General features: G+C 70.3%; 14 protein-coding genes and 2 pseudogenes. 7 read left to right on the forward strand and 9 right to left on the reverse strand.

Going from position 1 to position 15877, the window contains the following annotated elements:
• The 5 genes and pseudogenes from D7Y15_RS36905 to D7Y15_RS36925 all read right to left on the reverse strand — a co-directional run.
• Window positions 1-721: pseudogene (locus tag D7Y15_RS36905) on the reverse strand (hypothetical protein); the annotation flags it as partial.
• A 174-nt stretch (window positions 722-895) separates the two neighbouring features.
• Entirely contained in the window at window positions 896-1423 is a 528-nt protein-coding gene (locus tag D7Y15_RS36910) for a hypothetical protein (RefSeq protein WP_169821882.1), read from the reverse strand.
• The gene (gene hemF, locus D7Y15_RS36915) at window positions 1423-2322 is read right to left on the reverse strand and encodes an oxygen-dependent coproporphyrinogen oxidase (protein ID WP_121755508.1); all 900 of its coding nucleotides are present in this window, start codon (window positions 2320-2322) and stop codon (window positions 1423-1425) included. The genes D7Y15_RS36910 and hemF overlap by 1 nt, the downstream gene beginning before the upstream one ends.
• A gap of 43 nt (window positions 2323-2365) precedes the next feature.
• Window positions 2366-3115 (reverse strand): hypothetical protein, encoded by a 750-nt coding sequence (locus tag D7Y15_RS36920; RefSeq protein ID WP_233605232.1) that lies wholly within the window; start codon window positions 3113-3115, stop codon window positions 2366-2368.
• Window positions 3116-3175: 60 nt separating this feature from the next.
• Window positions 3176-3469, reverse strand: a complete 294-nt coding sequence (locus tag D7Y15_RS36925) for a DUF3467 domain-containing protein (protein WP_120575625.1) — start codon at window positions 3467-3469, stop codon at window positions 3176-3178.
• Window positions 3470-3539: 70 nt separating this feature from the next.
• Here D7Y15_RS36925 and D7Y15_RS36930 point away from each other — a divergent pair, with 70 nt between their 5' ends.
• Entirely contained in the window at window positions 3540-4361 is an 822-nt protein-coding gene (locus D7Y15_RS36930) for a carboxylesterase (RefSeq protein WP_121755517.1), read from the forward strand.
• On the opposite strand, the gene D7Y15_RS36935 is transcribed toward D7Y15_RS36930, so the two are convergent.
• Window positions 4315-6432 (reverse strand): ATP-binding protein, encoded by a 2118-nt coding sequence (locus tag D7Y15_RS36935; protein ID WP_121755509.1) that lies wholly within the window; start codon window positions 6430-6432, stop codon window positions 4315-4317. The two genes, D7Y15_RS36930 and D7Y15_RS36935, sit on opposite strands and share 47 nt — an antisense overlap.
• A 223-nt stretch (window positions 6433-6655) precedes the next feature.
• Between D7Y15_RS36935 and D7Y15_RS36940 the strand changes: the two genes are divergently transcribed.
• The 3 genes from D7Y15_RS36940 to D7Y15_RS36950 are packed head-to-tail and all read left to right on the forward strand — an operon-like array spanning window position 6656 to window position 11124.
• On the forward strand, window positions 6656-7384 hold the full coding sequence (locus D7Y15_RS36940; RefSeq protein WP_120598205.1) for an ABC transporter ATP-binding protein: 729 nt from the start codon (window positions 6656-6658) through the stop codon (window positions 7382-7384).
• The gene (locus D7Y15_RS36945; protein WP_121755510.1) at window positions 7381-9921 is read left to right on the forward strand and encodes an FtsX-like permease family protein; all 2541 of its coding nucleotides are present in this window, start codon (window positions 7381-7383) and stop codon (window positions 9919-9921) included. The genes D7Y15_RS36940 and D7Y15_RS36945 overlap by 4 nt, the downstream gene beginning before the upstream one ends.
• A gap of 3 nt (window positions 9922-9924) precedes the next feature.
• The gene (locus tag D7Y15_RS36950; RefSeq protein ID WP_121755511.1) at window positions 9925-11124 is read left to right on the forward strand and encodes a lipocalin-like domain-containing protein; all 1200 of its coding nucleotides are present in this window, start codon (window positions 9925-9927) and stop codon (window positions 11122-11124) included.
• A 1-nt stretch (window position 11125) separates the two neighbouring features.
• On the opposite strand, the gene D7Y15_RS36955 is transcribed toward D7Y15_RS36950, so the two are convergent.
• Window positions 11126-11539 (reverse strand): DUF6194 family protein, encoded by a 414-nt coding sequence (locus tag D7Y15_RS36955; RefSeq protein ID WP_120575629.1) that lies wholly within the window; start codon window positions 11537-11539, stop codon window positions 11126-11128.
• Between the two features lie 106 nt (window positions 11540-11645).
• On the opposite strand from D7Y15_RS36955, the gene D7Y15_RS36960 reads away from it, so the two are divergent.
• Window positions 11646-12074, forward strand: a complete 429-nt coding sequence (locus D7Y15_RS36960) for a DUF3574 domain-containing protein (RefSeq protein WP_233605233.1) — start codon at window positions 11646-11648, stop codon at window positions 12072-12074.
• A gap of 9 nt (window positions 12075-12083) precedes the next feature.
• Here D7Y15_RS36960 and D7Y15_RS36965 read toward each other — a convergent pair.
• Together D7Y15_RS36965 and D7Y15_RS36970 are read right to left on the reverse strand one after the other, a co-directional pair.
• Window positions 12084-12817 (reverse strand): annotated as a pseudogene (locus D7Y15_RS36965) (IS5 family transposase); the annotation flags it as partial.
• A 141-nt stretch (window positions 12818-12958) separates the two neighbouring features.
• The gene (locus D7Y15_RS36970; protein WP_121755513.1) at window positions 12959-13852 is read right to left on the reverse strand and encodes an NmrA/HSCARG family protein; all 894 of its coding nucleotides are present in this window, start codon (window positions 13850-13852) and stop codon (window positions 12959-12961) included.
• A 77-nt stretch (window positions 13853-13929) separates the two neighbouring features.
• Between D7Y15_RS36970 and D7Y15_RS36975 the strand changes: the two genes are divergently transcribed.
• Window positions 13930-14541 (forward strand): TetR/AcrR family transcriptional regulator, encoded by a 612-nt coding sequence (locus D7Y15_RS36975; protein ID WP_121755514.1) that lies wholly within the window; start codon window positions 13930-13932, stop codon window positions 14539-14541.
• 22 nt (window positions 14542-14563) lie between these two features.
• Window positions 14564-15547 carry an SDR family NAD(P)-dependent oxidoreductase gene (locus tag D7Y15_RS36980; RefSeq protein ID WP_120575633.1) on the forward strand — a complete coding sequence of 328 codons (984 nt, stop codon included), beginning with the start codon at window positions 14564-14566 and terminating at the stop codon, window positions 15545-15547.
• The last annotated feature ends 330 nt before the right edge of the window (window positions 15548-15877 follow it).

The following is a 15877-nucleotide window of genomic DNA, read 5'->3' on the forward strand; positions in this document are numbered from 1 at the left end:
CCTCGGGGGTGGGCGCGTCCATCACCCACATCCCGGCCTCCACGCCGTTCTGCCCGGTGTGGGCGTCGTGGAGGTGGGCGAAGCCCTGGTCCTTGAGGGCCTGCTCGAAGGCGGCCTTGCCCTCCGCGGCGGGCGGGTGCGCCGCGGCGGCCTCCGCGTAGGCGGCGAAGAAGGCCCACAGGCGGGCCACCCGGTCCGACGAGGGCAGCGACGAGGGCCGCACCTGCGCGGACAGGAGCGCCCCGTCCGACGCGAAGCGCTTGCCCACCGCGAGGTGGCTCTCCAGGTCGTTCAGGTCAGAGGGGATGAGCGACTCCACGTCCAGCACCGGCCCGCGCGCCTCGCCCGCGCCCAGGTAGGGGCTGGCGGTGGTGGGCACGGAGCCGGGCGTCCGGAAGCCGTCGCCGCCCTTGCGCCGGGGCGTCTGGGTGGCCGCGCCGGGGGACTCGAAGCCCGTGCCGGCGTCCGCGCGGGGCGCGCGCGTCGTCCCGCCGGTCTGCGGGCCCTTGGGAATGCCGACGCGGACCGAACGGGGGCCTACGTCGCCACCCTCCGGAGAGGCGCCGGCCTCCGTCCCTTCGCCACCGGGGAGGCCGGGCTCGCCGGACTCCGCTCCAGACTCCAACGGCGCGCCACCATCGGCTTCCGGCGGAAGCCCCACGGGCGGGGAGCCGATGCGGGTGCGGTCGCCGGACGAGGTGGTGGGGGTGGAGGTCTCCATCCCGTCATCGCGGAACGGAGACGCTGGCGATGGGCCCGTCGGCGCAGAGGAGCCACCGCCGGAGCGGGGCCCACCAGAGCCGGGAGGACCTCCTGCGCGGGGGCCGCGGATGTCACCGACGTTTCCCATCACGAAGGATTCTCTCACAACGAGAACCCCGAGTTGCATGGGCGGCTACTCCCCCTCGCGCTCCACCTCCACGGGGCTGGTCATTCCGTTGGCATCCAGACGGACGCGGTACACGGCGTTGAGGCCGTCGCCATCTTCGTCCACGCGGGCGAGGCAGGACACCTCGGGTTCACCCACGGGGCTCTCCTCCACCCGCACCTCGTACTGGAGGTGAACGATGGGGCCCGGGTCGAAGCCGATGCGGTGGAAGTACTCGTGGTCCTGCGGGAAGGGCACGCCCTCGCCATGGCGAGGCACGGGCGCGGGATAGGGCGCGATGGGCACGTAGTCGCCGTGCTCGTCCCGGAAGGCCTGCACCGCGTCGCACAGGGCCAGCACCTGGACGCGGGCCTCATTGGCCACCCGCTCCGGCGACGCGCGGCTCCGGCCCGACGCCCCCATGATGGGCAGGTAGGCGATGTACAGGCAGCTCATGGCCACGGCGAGGAACACCGTGACCGCGACGCCCAGGCGCACCGCGAGGTTGCGGGGGCGCGCGGGGCCGGGCTCCTCGGGCTCCGGAGCCGAGGACATCAGGCCCACTCCCGGGGATTGCGCAGCACCTCCACCAGCCGGCCTTCGGGCGTGCCGGGCTCCGGGTGGTAGTCGTAGCGCCAGCGCACGCGCGGCGGCAGCGACATGAGGATGGACTCCGTGCGCCCCTGCGTCTCCAGGCCGAAGATGGTGCCCCGGTCGTAGACGAGGTTGAACTCCACGTAGCGGCCCCGGCGCACCTCCTGCCAGTAGCGCTGCTCCTCCGTCACCGGCGTGTCCTTGTGCTTCCGCGCGATGGGCAGGTACGCGGGGATGAAGCTGTTGCCGCACGCCTGCACGAACGCGAACTCGCGCTCCAGGTCACCGCCCATGTTCTCGAAGAAGATGCCGCCCAGGCCGCGCGCCTCGCCCCGGTGGCGCAGGTGGAAGTACGAGTCGCACGCGGCCTTGAAGCGCGGGTAGTACGTGGGGTCGTGCGCGTCGCACGCGGCCTTGTGCGCGCGGTGGAAGTGCGCCGCGTCCGCTTCGTCCAGGTAGTACGGCGTCAGGTCCGCGCCGCCGCCGAACCACGCGCGCCCGCCCTGGTGGATGAAGCGGTAGTTGGCGTGCACCGTGGGCACATGCGGGCTCTTCGGGTGCAGCACCAGCGACAAGCCACCGGCCCAGAAGGTGCGCCCCTCGCCCTGGAGCTTCCTGGCGAAGGCCTCCTCCAATTCGCCATGGACGACGGAGATGTTGACGCCCGCCTTCTCCAGGACGGCGCCATCCTCCAACACGCGGCTGCGGCCGCCACCGCCTCCAGGGCGGCTCCACGCGTCCTCGCGGAAGCGGCCCTGGCCGTCCAGTTCCTCCAGCGCTCCGCAGATGTCGTCCTGGAGCTTCTGGATGAAGGCGGCCATGCGCCCCTTCAAACCCTCCACATCCACCGTCGCCGTCATGCCCGTTGTCTCCCTGTCGCGGGTTGAACGGGCAGACACACTACTAAGGGCCCTGGGCGGACGGGGCCTCGAAGTCCACGGGAGGCGTGGATGGCGCCAGGTTGCCCGCTGCATCGAAGGCCTCGATGCGCGCGCGATAGCTGCGCCCGTCCTCTAGAGAGAACGCCCCACCGCAGGCCTCATGGCCCAGATAAGCCGTATTGCCTTGCACGGGCAGCAGGTACTGCTGGGGAGAGATGCCCAGCCGGCGCGGCGACAGCTTCACCACCAGGAAAGCGGGGCTCTCCTCGCGCAGCGCCAGGTTGAGCTTCACGAAGCGCGCGATGCCCTGGGGCGAGCGGCGCACGAAGCCTTCCGAGACCGCGGGGCGCTTCACCCACTTGGGTGCCTTGGTGTCCGGCCCCTTGCCGCTCAGCCACGAAGGCTGCGCGCCCACCTGTCCGTTGAGGAGGGCGATGTTGGGGAGCACCTCCTGCAGGTTCAGGAAGTAGCGCTTGTCCGGCTGCATCGGCTCCGCCAGCTTGAGGATGATGGTGGCGCGGCCCAGGGAGCTCTCCCATCCCTTGGTGACCTTGAGCTTCACCTCGTGGTCGGTGGAGACCAGCTTCAGCGGCTTGCCCACCAGTCCCAGCACCGGCGACTTCGCGGTGCCCACGCCTTCCAGCAGGATGCGCATGTTGGTGGGGACGATGCCGCCGGGCGCGGGATACAGCTGCACTCCGTCCCCGGTGCACTGGGCGGAGGCGTTGGCGGCGGACAACAGGGCAGCGGCGAACACGAGGGCTCGGAACACGATGCCGCTCAGTGTGCGCCGGGAAAGGCCGCGAGGGAAAGTCCCGGCGGCTCCTGCCCTTCAGTGCTTGGGGCCTTCGTCCTCGCCCAGGGTGATGGCGCCGAAGCGCGCTTCGTAGCGTTGCACGTTTTCCTGGAGTGCCTTCAAGAGCCGCTTGGCGTGGCGCGGGCTGGTGATGATGCGCGAGCGGACGCGGGCCAGGGGCTGCTGAGGTTGGACATAGAGGAAGTCCAACACGAACTCCGAGTCCGTGTGATTCGTCAGGACCAGGTTGCTGTACTGGCCATTGGACACCTCTTCGGTCATCTGCACCTGGAGCTGCACTTCAGGGGGCTTCGTCGGAGTGTCGGCCATGAGTCAGGCGGCATAGCGCCTGGGGCCCGTCGTGGCCAGTGTCCTCCCCGTGAGCACGCGCTGGCGCGACATCGACGGAGAGTCCACCGCGCCCTTCACGCTGGGGCGGGGGCCGGACGCCTGCCTGCTCCTGCATGGATTCACCGGCAGTCCCTGGGAGGTGCGTCCCCTGGGTGAGGCCCTGGCGGCGCGGGGGATGCGCGTGGTGGCGCCCAGGCTTCCGGGCCACGGCACCACGCCGGAGGCGATGCTGGGCGTGGACTTCCGCGACTGGCAGGCCTGCGCGGACGAGGCGCTGGCGTCGCTCTCCGGACACCGTCGCGTGTTCGTCGCCGGACTGTCCATGGGTGCGCTCCTGGCGCTGCGGTTGGCCGCGCATCAACCGGAATCCGTGCACGCGCTCGCGCTGGTGGCGCCCGCGGTGCGCTTCCGGGGCGCGCGCATGGCGCTGGTGAGACAGCTGTGCCGCACGCCGCTGCTCGAATGGACCACGCCGTGGGTGGACAAGGGCGGCACGGACATCTCCGACCCGGAGGTGCTGGCGAAGGCGCCGGTGCTGCCCGCGTTCCCGGTGGCCCGGCTGCGCGACCTGTGCAGGCTTCAGGACCTGGCGCTGGCGGACGCGCCGAGGGTGCGCTGCCCGGTGCTGGTGGCCACCGCGGAGCAGGACCACGTGGTGGATCCGGAGGGCGGACGCTGGCTCGCGCGGCGGATGAAGGCGTGTCCCGAGGTGCGGCACGTGGCCTATCCGGAGGGCTTCCACATCATCCCGCGCGACGTGAGCGGTGCGCGGCTCGCCCGGGAGGTGGGGGACTTCCTCCAGCCGTGGCGTGCGGAGGAGGACTTCAGGAGCCGACCGGATTGGCCGGAGCAAGACGCGCCACCGCCGTGAGCAACTCCACCGCGTCGAGCGGCTTGGTGACGAAGGCGCTGAAGCCCGCGCGAAGGGCGCGGTCGCGGTCCTCGCGGCGCGCGGCGGCGGTGACGGCGAGCGCGGGCACACCGCCTCCGGACTCCCAGGGCAGCGCGCGCAGCCGGTACAGGAGCGAATAGCCGTCCTCGCCGGCCAGCGTCACGTCCGTCACCAGCACCGTGGGCGGAGAGCGGCGCACCTCGTCCATGGCGTCGGTGACGTTGGTGGCGGTGAGCACGTGCGCGCCCACGCGGGTGAGCAGCACGGACATCCACTCGCGCGCGTCCGGCTGGCCATCCACCACCAGCACGCGCTGGCCCTCCAGCTCCGGGAAGCGCGGCAGCGTCAGGCCCTCCACGGGGCGCGGCACGCGCAAGGAGCCCGGGGCCGTGCCCACGCGCGAGTTGGGCAGCACGACCGTGAACGTGGCGCCCCTCCCCAGCCCTTCGCTGACGGCCGTCACGGTGCCGCCGTGCAGTTCCACCAGGTGCCGCACGATGGACAGGCCCAGGCCCAGGCCGCCGTGCTGGCGGCTCACGCCGGTGTCCGCCTGATGGAAGCGCTGGAAGAGGAAGGGAAGGAACTCAGCGGGGATGCCCTCGCCGTCGTCGCGCACCACCAACTCCGCGCCCTCGTCGCACGTGCGCGCGGACACCGTCACGTGGCCGCCGTGCGGAGTGAACTTGATGGCGTTGGAGAGCAGGTTCCACACCACCTGCTGCAAGCGGTCCGGGTCGCCGAACAGCGGCACGCCATCCTCGTCCACGGAGACATCGAGCGTCAGCTCGCGCGCGAGCGCCGTGGGCCTGACGGCATCCAGCGCCGCCTCCACCACGTGGCCCAATTCCAAAGGCACCGGCTCCAGGCGCAAGCGGCCGTTGGCGATGCGGCTGATGTCGAGCAGGTCCTCGATGAGCTGTCTTTGCGCGCGGGCGTTGCGCTCGATGGCCTCCACCGCGCGCTGTCGTTTGTCTTCGCCCAGCAGGCCCTGCCGCAGCATCTGCGACCAGCCGAGGATGGACGTGAGCGGCGTGCGCAGCTCATGGGACACCGTGGCGAGGAACGCGTCCTTGGCGCGGCTGGCGGCCTCCGCGACGCTCCGGGCCGCGCGCTCCTCGTCGTACAGACGTGCGCGGTCCAACGCCTGCGCGCACAGGCGGCCCACCGTCAGCAGGAAGGCACGCTCTGGCGCGTCGAAGTCGCGCGCGTCGCCGAAGCCCAGGCCCAGCGCGCCGAACACGCGCCCACCGCTTACCAGCGGCACCGAGGCCCATGCCAACAGGGTCCGCTCCAAGGACAACTGCGCGAGCCTGGGGTAGCGAGCCATGCATTCCGTCCACGAGCCCAGCGCGCAGGGCTCGCGGGTGCGCGTCACGTCCGTGAGGGGACAGGTCGCGGAGACCTCGAAGCGCTGCCAGCCCTCCAGCTCACCGGGAGCGAAGCCATGCGCGGCGGCGCGCTCGAAGACGTCCAGGCTCGTCCCTTCTGGCACCACCACCAGGCCGGTGAGGGCCCCCATGGCGAGGGCGCCTTCGCGAGCGGCCACCTCCACCACTTGCGCGGGGGTGAGCGCTTCGGAGAGCGCGGCGGTCATCGCCTGGAGGCGTTCGGTGCGCCAGGCCGCGGTGGTCCACGCGGCGCGGCGGGTGCTCACGAGCTCCGTCACGTCCACCGCGAAGGCGAGCACGCCCTCCACCTTCCCCTGCGCGTCGCGGCGCGGCAGCAGGGACAGGTTGAAGAAGAGCTCCTCGTCGGCGGGGCATGCGCGGGCGGATGCCTCGCGCAGGTGCAGGGCTTCTCCGGTGGCGAAGACGCGGTCCCAGGCCTCGTGCCAGCCGGGGCCCTCCAGCTGGGGGCAGGCCTCGCGCAGGGGGATGCCCACCTGACCTCGCGTGTCGAGCAGCGGCAGTCGCGTGGAGGTGCTGAACTCGATGTGGTGGCCGGGGCCGCGGTAGAGGCCAAAGAAGGCAGGGAGCTGCTGAAGCAGCTCATGCAGCGGCGGGGGCACACTGCCGGACGCCGCCACCCACCCGGCCTGGGCTTCATTCATGTGTGGCCCCCCCTACCCCGCGGAAGGCAAGGCTTCCGGCGAGGAGAGGTGGCCATCAAACACCGGGACGTGTCGGCACGCACGAAAAGCAACCCGGACAACCTGCCGGGTGTCATGGGTTGAGCGCTCCCTGGCGCTGCTGGCGTCCAGTAGCGGGCATCCCTCCCGGTTGGACGGGGAAACGCTCCCGGATGCCGGGCATCGGCTATGTCGGATGCCCGGCATGCCTTCTTCTCCTCCCGATTCGCGGCCCCTCGTCGAACTGCGCGGCGTCACCAAGTCCTACGCGGAAGGCGATTCCGTGCGCGAGGTGCTCTCGGGCACGTCGCTCTCCCTGCACCGGGGCGAGTTCGTGGTGCTGCTGGGCCGCAGCGGCTCCGGCAAGTCCACGCTGCTCAACCTCATCAGCGGCATCGACCAGGCGACGCACGGCGAAATCCTGGTGGAGGGCCGCGACCTGGGGCGCATGCCGGAGCGGGACCGCACGCTGCTGCGCCGCGAGCGCGTCGGCTTCATCTTCCAGGCGTTCAACCTCCTGCCCACGCTGACGGTGGAGGAGAACGTGCGGCTGCCGCTGGAGCTGCTCGGCCGCTCGAGCGCCGAGGCCAGCGCGCGGGCGCGGGAGTTGCTGGAACGGGTGGGATTGGGAACGCGCGCGAACAGCTTCCCGGACCGGCTCTCCGGCGGAGAACAGCAGCGCGTGGCGGTGGCGCGAGCCCTGGCCCACGCCCCGCCGCTGCTGCTGGCGGACGAGCCCACGGGCAACCTGGACGAGGAGACGGGCGGACAGGTGTTGGACCTGTTGGAAGGGCTCACCCGGCAGGGCAACGCGTGCGCGCTCATCGTCACGCACGAGCCCGCGATGGCGGAGCGCGCGGACCGAGTGCTGACGATGGAGAACGGACGCTTGGTGGAGCGCCCCGGCGGTGCGCGCGGCCGGGGGACGCCATGAGGGCGCTGCTCGCACGCTCCAGCCTGCGGCACCTGGGCGGGCACCCGTGGCTCACGGCGCTGTCGCTCCTGGGCATCGCGATGGGCGTGGCGGTGGTGGTGTCCATCGACCTGGCGAGCGGCAGCGCGCTGCGAGCCTTCGAGCAATCCACCGACGTCGTCGCGGGTCGCGCCACGCATCAAATCGCAGGAGGAACCTCCGGTCTGCCGGAGGGCGTCTACACGGCGCTGAAGCTGCGGCCGGACTCACCAGACGCGGCGCCCGTAGTGCAGGGCTTCGTGCAGGTGGAGGGCGGCAACCACCGCACGCTCACGCTGCTCGGCCTGGATCCGTTCGCGGAAGCCCCCTTCCGGGACTTCTCCAGCGGGGGCGCGGTGGGGGACGTCGGCACGCTGCTCACGCGGCCCGGCACGGTGGTGATGGGCGCGAAGACGGCGCGGAGCCTGGGCGTGAAGGCTGGGGACACGCTGCCGGTGATGGTGACAGGACTTCGCCGGGAGCTGCGCGTATCGGCCCTGCTGACGCCTTCGCAGGAGACGACGGAGCGCGCGCTGGAATCGCTGCTCATCGCGGACATCTCCACCGCGCAGGAGGTGCTGGGCCAGGAGGGCCGGCTGACGCGCGTGGACCTGCGCTTGAAGGGCGGAGAGGCCCAGGCCGCGGCGCTGAAGGCCACGCTGCCGCCGGGCGCGGAGCTGGTCCAGACGTCCGGGCGCGCGGGCACGGTGGAGCAGATGACGCGGGCGTTCCGAACCAACCTCACCGCGCTGTCGCTGCTGGCGCTCGTGGTGGGGATGTTCCTCATCTACAACACGATGACGTTTTCCGTGGTGCAGCGGCGCGGGATGCTGGGCCGGCTGCGCGCGGTGGGCGTGACGCGCGGTGAGCTGTTCGCGGTGGTGCTGGGCGAAGCCCTGCTCCTGGGCATGGTGGGCACCGCGGCGGGGCTGCTCCTGGGCATCCTGATGGCCAGCGGACTGGTAGGCCTCATCACCCGCACCATCAACGACCTGTACTTCGTGGTGAACGTACGGCGTCTGTCCTTGGAACCGTTCACGCTCATCAAGGGCCTGAGCCTGGGCCTGGGCGCGACAGTGCTGGCGGCGCTCGTCCCCGCGTGGGAAGCGGCGCGAGCGGCACCGGTGACAGCGCTGCGGCGCTCGACGGTGGAGGACGTGTCGCGCAACCGGGCGCCCCGGCTGGCGGTGCTGGGGTTGATCATCCTGGCCCTCTCGGCGGCGGTGCTCGCGTGGCCCACGCAGGCGCTGATGCCGGCGTATGCGGGGCTCTTCGGCGTACTGCTGGGCAGCGCGCTGCTGGTGCCCTGGGTGACGGAGAAGCTGACGGTGGCGGCGGCGCGGCCGCTGGGCGCGATGTTCGGCCCGCTGGGACGCATGGCGGCGCGAGGCGTGACGGCGAGCCTGTCGCGCACGGCGGTGGCGCTGGCGGCGTTGATGGTCGCGGTGGCGACGACGGTGGGCGTGGGCCTGATGGTGTCCAGCTTCCGAGGCACGGTGGCGGCGTGGCTGGAGTCCGCGTTGCAGGCGGACGTGTTCGTGTCGCCGCCGTCACTGGTGGCGCGGCGCGGGGATTCGTCGCTGGTGCCGGGGCTCGCGGAGAAGCTGCGGTCCACGCCCGGCGTCGAGGCGAGCGGATCCATCCGCGTCATCCACGTGCGCATCAACGACGTGGACACGGACCTGTTGGCGGTGGACTTCGCGAAGGGCCACGAGCGGACGTACCGCTTCAAGGAAGGGCGCGCGGAGGACGTGTGGCGTCAGTTGGACGCGTCAACGAACGCGCTCATCGTGTCGGAGCCCTTCGCGTTCCACCGGGGCGTTCACGCAGGCGACACGCTGCGAGTCGCCACCGACAAGGGGCCGCACGACTTCCGCGTGGCGGGCGTGTATTTCGACTACGGCTCGGACGTGGGGACGGTGCTGATGCCGCGTGCCACGTATGAGCACTGGTACGAGGACCGGGGCGTGTCCGGTCTGTCCCTCTTCGCCGCGCCCGGGCAGGACGTGGACGAACTGGTGGCCCGCGTGCGCGACCGCGCGGGCGGTGAGCAGGCCTTGAACGTGCGCGCGAACCGGGCGCTGCGGCAGGCGTCGATGGAGGTGTTCGACCGCACCTTCACCATCACGCAGGTGCTGCGCTTGCTGGCGATTGGCGTCGCGTTCGTGGGCGTGCTGAGCGCGCTGATGTCGTTGCAGTTGGAGCGGGCGCGCGAGTTCGCGGTGCTGCGCGCGACGGGGCTCACGCCGGGACAACTGTGGGGCATGGTGTCGTTGCAGACGGGCCTGCTGGGCCTGCTCGCGGGGCTGTTCTCCATCCCGCTGGGGTTGGCATTGGCCTACGTGCTGGTGCACGTCATCAACCAGCGCTCGTTCGGGTGGACGTTGCAGCTGGTGGTGGCGCCGGGCGTGGTGGGACAGGCGCTGGTGCTGGCCCTGGTGGCAGCGGCGCTCGCGGGACTGTACCCGGCGTGGCGCATGGCGCGCGCGAACCCGGCCATGGCGCTGCGGGAGGAGTGAGGCATGGGGCGGGGACTCGTCATCGGGGTGGTGTTGGTGCTCGCCGCGCTGGGCGTGGCGGTGGGCGTGGTGCTGCGGGACACGGAGGACACCGGGCCCGCGAACACAGGCGGCATGACGGTCGCGTCCGCGATGGGCGGAGACGGCGGCACGGAGGGCTACGCGCGCGCGATGGAGCCCCGGCCCTTCCACTTCCCGGAGGACCACGGCCCCCACCCCGACTTCCGCACCGAGTGGTGGTACTGGACAGGAAATCTAGAGACGCAGGACGGGCGCGCCTTCGGCTACCAGTTCACGCTGTTCCGCAGCGCGCTGTCGCCGGAGCAGCCACAGCGTGAGTCCAGTTGGGGCACGCGCCAGGTGTTCATGGGGCACTTCACGCTCACGGACGTGAGCGCCGGGAAGTTCCACGTCACCGAGCGCTTCAGCCGCGCGGCGCAGGGACTGGCGGGAGCGGACGGGGCGCCCTTCCATGTCTGGCTTCAGGACTGGGACGTGCGCAGCGAAGGCACGGGCGGCACATGGCCCATGCACCTGCGCGCGCAGGGCGACGGAGTGACGCTGGAGCTGACGCTGGACGAAGGCAAGCCGCCGGTGCTCCAGGGGGACAAGGGTTTGAGCCAGAAGGGCGCGGAGCGGGGCAACGCGTCCTACTACTACTCGATGTCGCGCATGCCTTCGCGTGGCACGGTGTCGGTGGATGGGCAGACGGTGCAGGTGAAGGGCGAGAGTTGGATGGACCGCGAGTGGAGCACCAGCGCGCTGAGCGGCGACCAGGTCGGCTGGGACTGGTTCGCGCTCCAGTTCACCGACGGCAGCGAGTTGATGCTCTACCAACTGCGCAAGAAGGACGGGTCGAAGGACGCCTTCAGCGCGGGCACGTACATCCCCGCGACGGGTGAGGCCGTGCACCTGACCGCCGATGACATGCAGTTGGAGCCCCGGGGCACCTGGAAGAGTCCGCGCGGCGGCCAGTACCCGGCGGGTTGGCGCGTCCAGGTCCCCAAGGTATCGCTGGAGCTGACGGTGACGCCGAAGTTGCCGGACCAGGAGCTGCCGGTGCTGGTGCGCTACTGGGAGGGCGCGGTGACCGTGGACGGCACGCGCGAGGGCCAGCCCGTACAGGGGCGCGGCTACCTGGAGATGACCGGGTACGCGGATGTGCCCCGGAGCGATGAGACCGTGCGCAGCCGCACGCCGTGACTCAGCCCCGGGCGGCCCGATTCACCTGGAGGGCATGGGCTTCCTTCAGGTACGGGCGCAGCAGCCGGAGTGTTTCGTGGCTGGGGTTGAGCACGCTCAGCCAGAACATCCGCGAATAGGCCGGGTGCGGTAGGAGCACGTCCAGATCCGTGTAGTCCACGCGCGGGTCGAGCACCGGGAACAGCTTCTGGAAGCTCTCCTTGCTCAAGCCCAGGTTCAGCCGGAACACCTCATCGCGGTCCAGCTCCGAGTGATGGTCGAACTCGGTGTCCCGCGTGACGATGGTCGCGAAGGGATGCTTCCGCTCGTCCCCCGCGAAGAAGAAGAGGTCCGGCGTGGAGGTGTCCATGTGCACGTCCTTGAACGCATCCTGGATGTACTCCGCCAGCGCTTCCAGGCTGATGGCTCCTGTCATGGCGCACTCCTCCGAGTCGTACCGGAGTCGCTCTATCACGCATGGAAACAGCCGGTCATGCTCCCCTCCCACTTTCCCGGAGTGACCCGCGATGCATCTTCCAGGGATGACCGCCGTCTCCTCACGGCTGTTGTTGGGGCTGAGCCTCGTGTTCGGGATGGGTGCCGCGGCGTGTGGCGGGCACGACGATGACGGCCTGAACTGCAAGGTGGGCGATCCGCAGTACCAGACGGACCTGTCCTTCGGCCGGAACCGGGTGGGCAACGAGCCCGTCAGTGAGGCCGAGTTCCAGGCCTTCGTGGATACGGTCGTCACGCCCCGCTTCCAGGATGAGCTCACCGTGTACGACGCCAACGGGCAGTACCGGTTGGAGTCCGGCGAACTGATTCACGAGCAGACCAAGGTCATCGTGCTGCTGCACGATGGCAGCGCGGCACTCTCGGCTGACATCGAAGCCATCCGAGAGGAGTACAAGAGCCAGTTCGACCAGGAGTCGGTGCTGCGCATCGACTCCCTGCCCTGCGTCGCGTTCTAGGGGGTGTCCCTAATTGAGCCACATCCGAGTGCAGGCGAGGTGGATGAGGGCAAGGTAGTTGCGGGCTGTCTTCTCATATCGAGTCGCGAGGCGGCGGAAGCGCTTGAGGCCATGGAAGAACCGCTCGACCAGATAACGAAGGGCGTAGAGCTTGCGGTCCTTCGAAAGGGCTCTGGGGCGCTCCGGCTTGGAGGCGATGACGGCCTTCATGCCGAAGAACTTGAGCAGGGCGCGGAACCAGTCCGCATCGTACCCGCTGTCGGCGATGCAGGCCGCGCCCACCGCGTGCATTATCAGGTCGTCGGCCTTGGTCATCTCGTGCCGCTGGCCGGGCGTCAGTTCGATATGGCGTGGCCGTCCTCGGCTGTCGACGAGGGCATGGACCTTGGTCGAAAAACCTCCTCGAGAGCGTCCCAGAGCGTTGTGTTGGACCCCCCTTTTCCTCCCGCGGCGTCCAGATGCGCCCGGATGGTGGTGCCATCGAGGATGGACGCTTCGTCCCCCGGCACGGGAGGATTCGACTCGAGCTGCACTTCCTTGAAGAGCCGCTCCCACACGCCGCGCTTCGACCAGTTGTTGAAGCGGTTGTACACGGACTTCCACTTGCCATATCGACCGGGCAGGTCTCGCCAGGGGCTGCCGGTGCGGGCGAGCCAGTACACGGCGCTGACAAACAGACGCTCGCCTTTGAGCGAGTGCCGGCCCCGCCGCGGAGGCAGAAGCGGGCGGATGCGCTTCCATTCCTGGTCGGTGAGTTCATGTCGGTGCATCCCCTGGGGTAGGCAATGGCCCCGCTTTAGTGCAACCCCTCCTGCTGATGCTCGGCCGAGGGCACGACTGCTACCCTCGGCCGCAGTTCATCTTCTCTCGTTTAGGGACACCCCCTAGACCGCGAAGCGCTCCCGGATCGCCGCGGCGCCCCCGCGCTCCAGCCACGCATCGAACGTGAGCAGGCCTGGCGCCAGCCGCCGCAGCGCCGGGATGTCCGCGCTCTCGAACACAAAACCATCCTCGAACAGCTTCACGAGCTTGCGCAGCATCGGGCTCGCCGCAAGCATCTCTGGCGGAAACCGTGAGTAGGAGATGGACGTCCCGGTGGCCCGGCCGATCTTCTCCGCGAGTGCATTGCCGGTGAGCGAGTCTCCCGCCATCTCCAGCGTGGTCCCCACGTACGTGCGAGGATCCGCGAACACGCGTGCGGTCAGTACGCCGATGTCCTCCCCCGCGATGAACTGCATGGGCTGCTCCGGCTGGATGAAGAACTGGAGCGCCCCCCGTGTCAGGCCGAAGTCCGGCACCAGCAGCAGCTCCATGAAGGTCCCCGGCCGCACGATGGTCGCGCGAAGGCCACTGGCCCGGACGTGCTCCTCGATGCGCCACTTGGTCTCGAAGTGGTCCACACCCGTGCCGGGACGCAGCCCCAGCACCGACGTGTAGACGAAGTGCTCTACGCCTGCCGCCTTCGCCGCGTCCGCGATGGATGTGCCGAAGCGGACCTCGTCGTCGTCCGTGACGCCGTAGCTCGCCTGTGCCGAGCTGGGCTGGATACTGAAAACACCGTAGGCCCCCGCGACCGCACGGTCGAGCGACGCGCGGTCCCCCATGTCCCCACGCACCAACTCCACGCCCGCCGCTTCAAGCTCGCGGGCCTTCGCGCTCGCCGGGTCCCGCACGAGCGCGCGGACCCGCCAGCCGTCCTTGAGCAAGGCTCGCGCCGTCGCGCCTCCCTGCTGCCCTGTCGCTCCCAGCACCAACACGGTTTCGCGCTTCGTCGCCATCAGGTCCTGCCTTTCCCTTGCTAAGCGGAGGATTGCTCCGGTTAAATGCGGAGCTATCCTCCGTTTTTCAAGTGGCAATGACAAAGCAGCCCAAGAACCCGCAGGAGGACGCAACGGGCGGAGCCTTGCGCGCGGATGCGCGGCGCAATCGGGAGCGGCTGCTCGTGGCGGCGCATGCAGTGTTCTCCGAGCGCGGCGCGGACGCGTCGCTCAACGACGTGGCGAAGCGGGCGGAGGTGGGCATCGGCACGCTCTACCGTCACTTCGAGTCGCGGGAGGCGCTGCTCGCCGCGACGTGCGACGAACAACTGCTGACGCTCGCGAAGAAGAGCCTCGAACGCTCGGAGGCACTGCCCCCTCTCGAAGCCCTGCGCCTCTTCCTGGCGGAGCTCGTGCACTGCGCGGGGATGTACAAGGGGCTCGCGGCGTCGCTGGGGATCGTCCTCAAGAACCACACCCAGGGCTGTGACGCGACGACGGCCGAGGGCGAGCGCCTGCTGAAGGCCGCCCAGCACGCGGGCGAGGTGCGCAGCGACATCCTCCTGGATGACGTGGTGTGCATGGCGATGGCCATCTCCCTCGCCGCCGCGGAGGACGCCTCGGATTCCAAGCGCATCCACCGCCTCACCGGGATGTTCTTCGACGGGCTGCGCTCCCGCCCCGAGCCCCGCGGAGCACGGCACCGCTGACTCCGGCTAGATTGCCGGCCCCATGAACGTCCTCGTCACCGGGGCCACTGGCCTCATCGGCAACGCCATTGCCCATCGGCTCGTGAAGCAGGGCGCCTCCGTCCGCGCGCTCGTGCGGGACCCGGCCCGCGCCGCGAAGCTGCTCCCCTCCTCCGTGCAGCTCGTCCCGGGTGACGTCACGTCGCCGGGCACCCTGCCCGCCGCGTTGCATGACGTGGAGCTCGTCTTCCACGCCGCGGGCATGCCGGAGCAGTGGCATCGGGACGACTCCATCTTCGACCGGGTGAACCGTCAGGGCAGCGTGAACGTCCTGTCCGCCGCGCACGCCGCGAAGGTGCGCCGCGTGGTCTACACGTCCACCATGGATGTCTTCGCCGCGCCCCGGGGCGGCGAGCTGACCGAAGCCCACATCGACCCGCACCCCAAGCCCACCGTCTACGAGCGCTCCAAGCAGGACGCCGAGCGCGCCGTGGAGGCCATCCGCCAGCAGGGCCTGGACGTCGTCTTTGTCAACCCGGCCGCCGTCTACGGCCCCAGCCCCGTGCACGTGGGGCTCAACTCCTTCTTCATCCAATTGCTCAACAAGAAGGCCCCGCTGCTCCCGCCGGGCGGCATGTCCGTGGTCCACGTGGACGGCTGCACCGACGTGCACCTCGCCGCCGCCGAGCGCGGCGTCAACGGTGAGCGCTACCTCGTCGCCGACCAGTACGCGAGCAACGCGGACCTCGCGCTCGCCATCCACCAGGCCGCCGGGGCCGGCAAGCCGCCCGCCGTCGCGCCCGTGTTCCTGATGGAGGCCCTGGCCCGCGTGTCCGCGCCGCTCGCGCGCGTGTTTCCCTTCACGCCGCTCGTCGCGCCTGGACAGCTGTCCTTCATGCGCTGGGAGGCTCGCGTAAACGCGGCCAAGGCCCAGCGGGAACTGGCCTTCCGCCCCACCCCGCTCGCGGACGGCGTGGCCCACACCGTGACCTTCCTGCGCGACCAGGGACTCATCCCTCGCGCCTGAAAGAACATGGGGGTCCGTCCCACAGGGATGACGGACCCCCACGCAGTGGGTGACTGCCTACCGCCGGACTACTCCTTCGCCGGCTCCGACATCCCGACGGTCTTCTTCAGTCCGAGCATCTCGTGTGTCCTGCGCATCCAGCGCGTTGACTGTGATTGAGGCCGGGGCGCCGGAGGTGCGCCCCCTTGGACCGCAATCTGGAGACGCCCCCCAGGGCAGGGAACCGGATGGGCCACGCCTCACCCGGCCGAGGCTTCCGTTCGTGGACCAGGCAGGCAGTGCCCCCTTCGTCCAATGACATGCATCCGGATCCACCGCGTTCCCGTACCC

Source organism: Corallococcus sp. AB030, from assembly GCF_003668965.1.
Classification (GTDB): domain Bacteria; phylum Myxococcota; class Myxococcia; order Myxococcales; family Myxococcaceae; genus Corallococcus; species Corallococcus exiguus.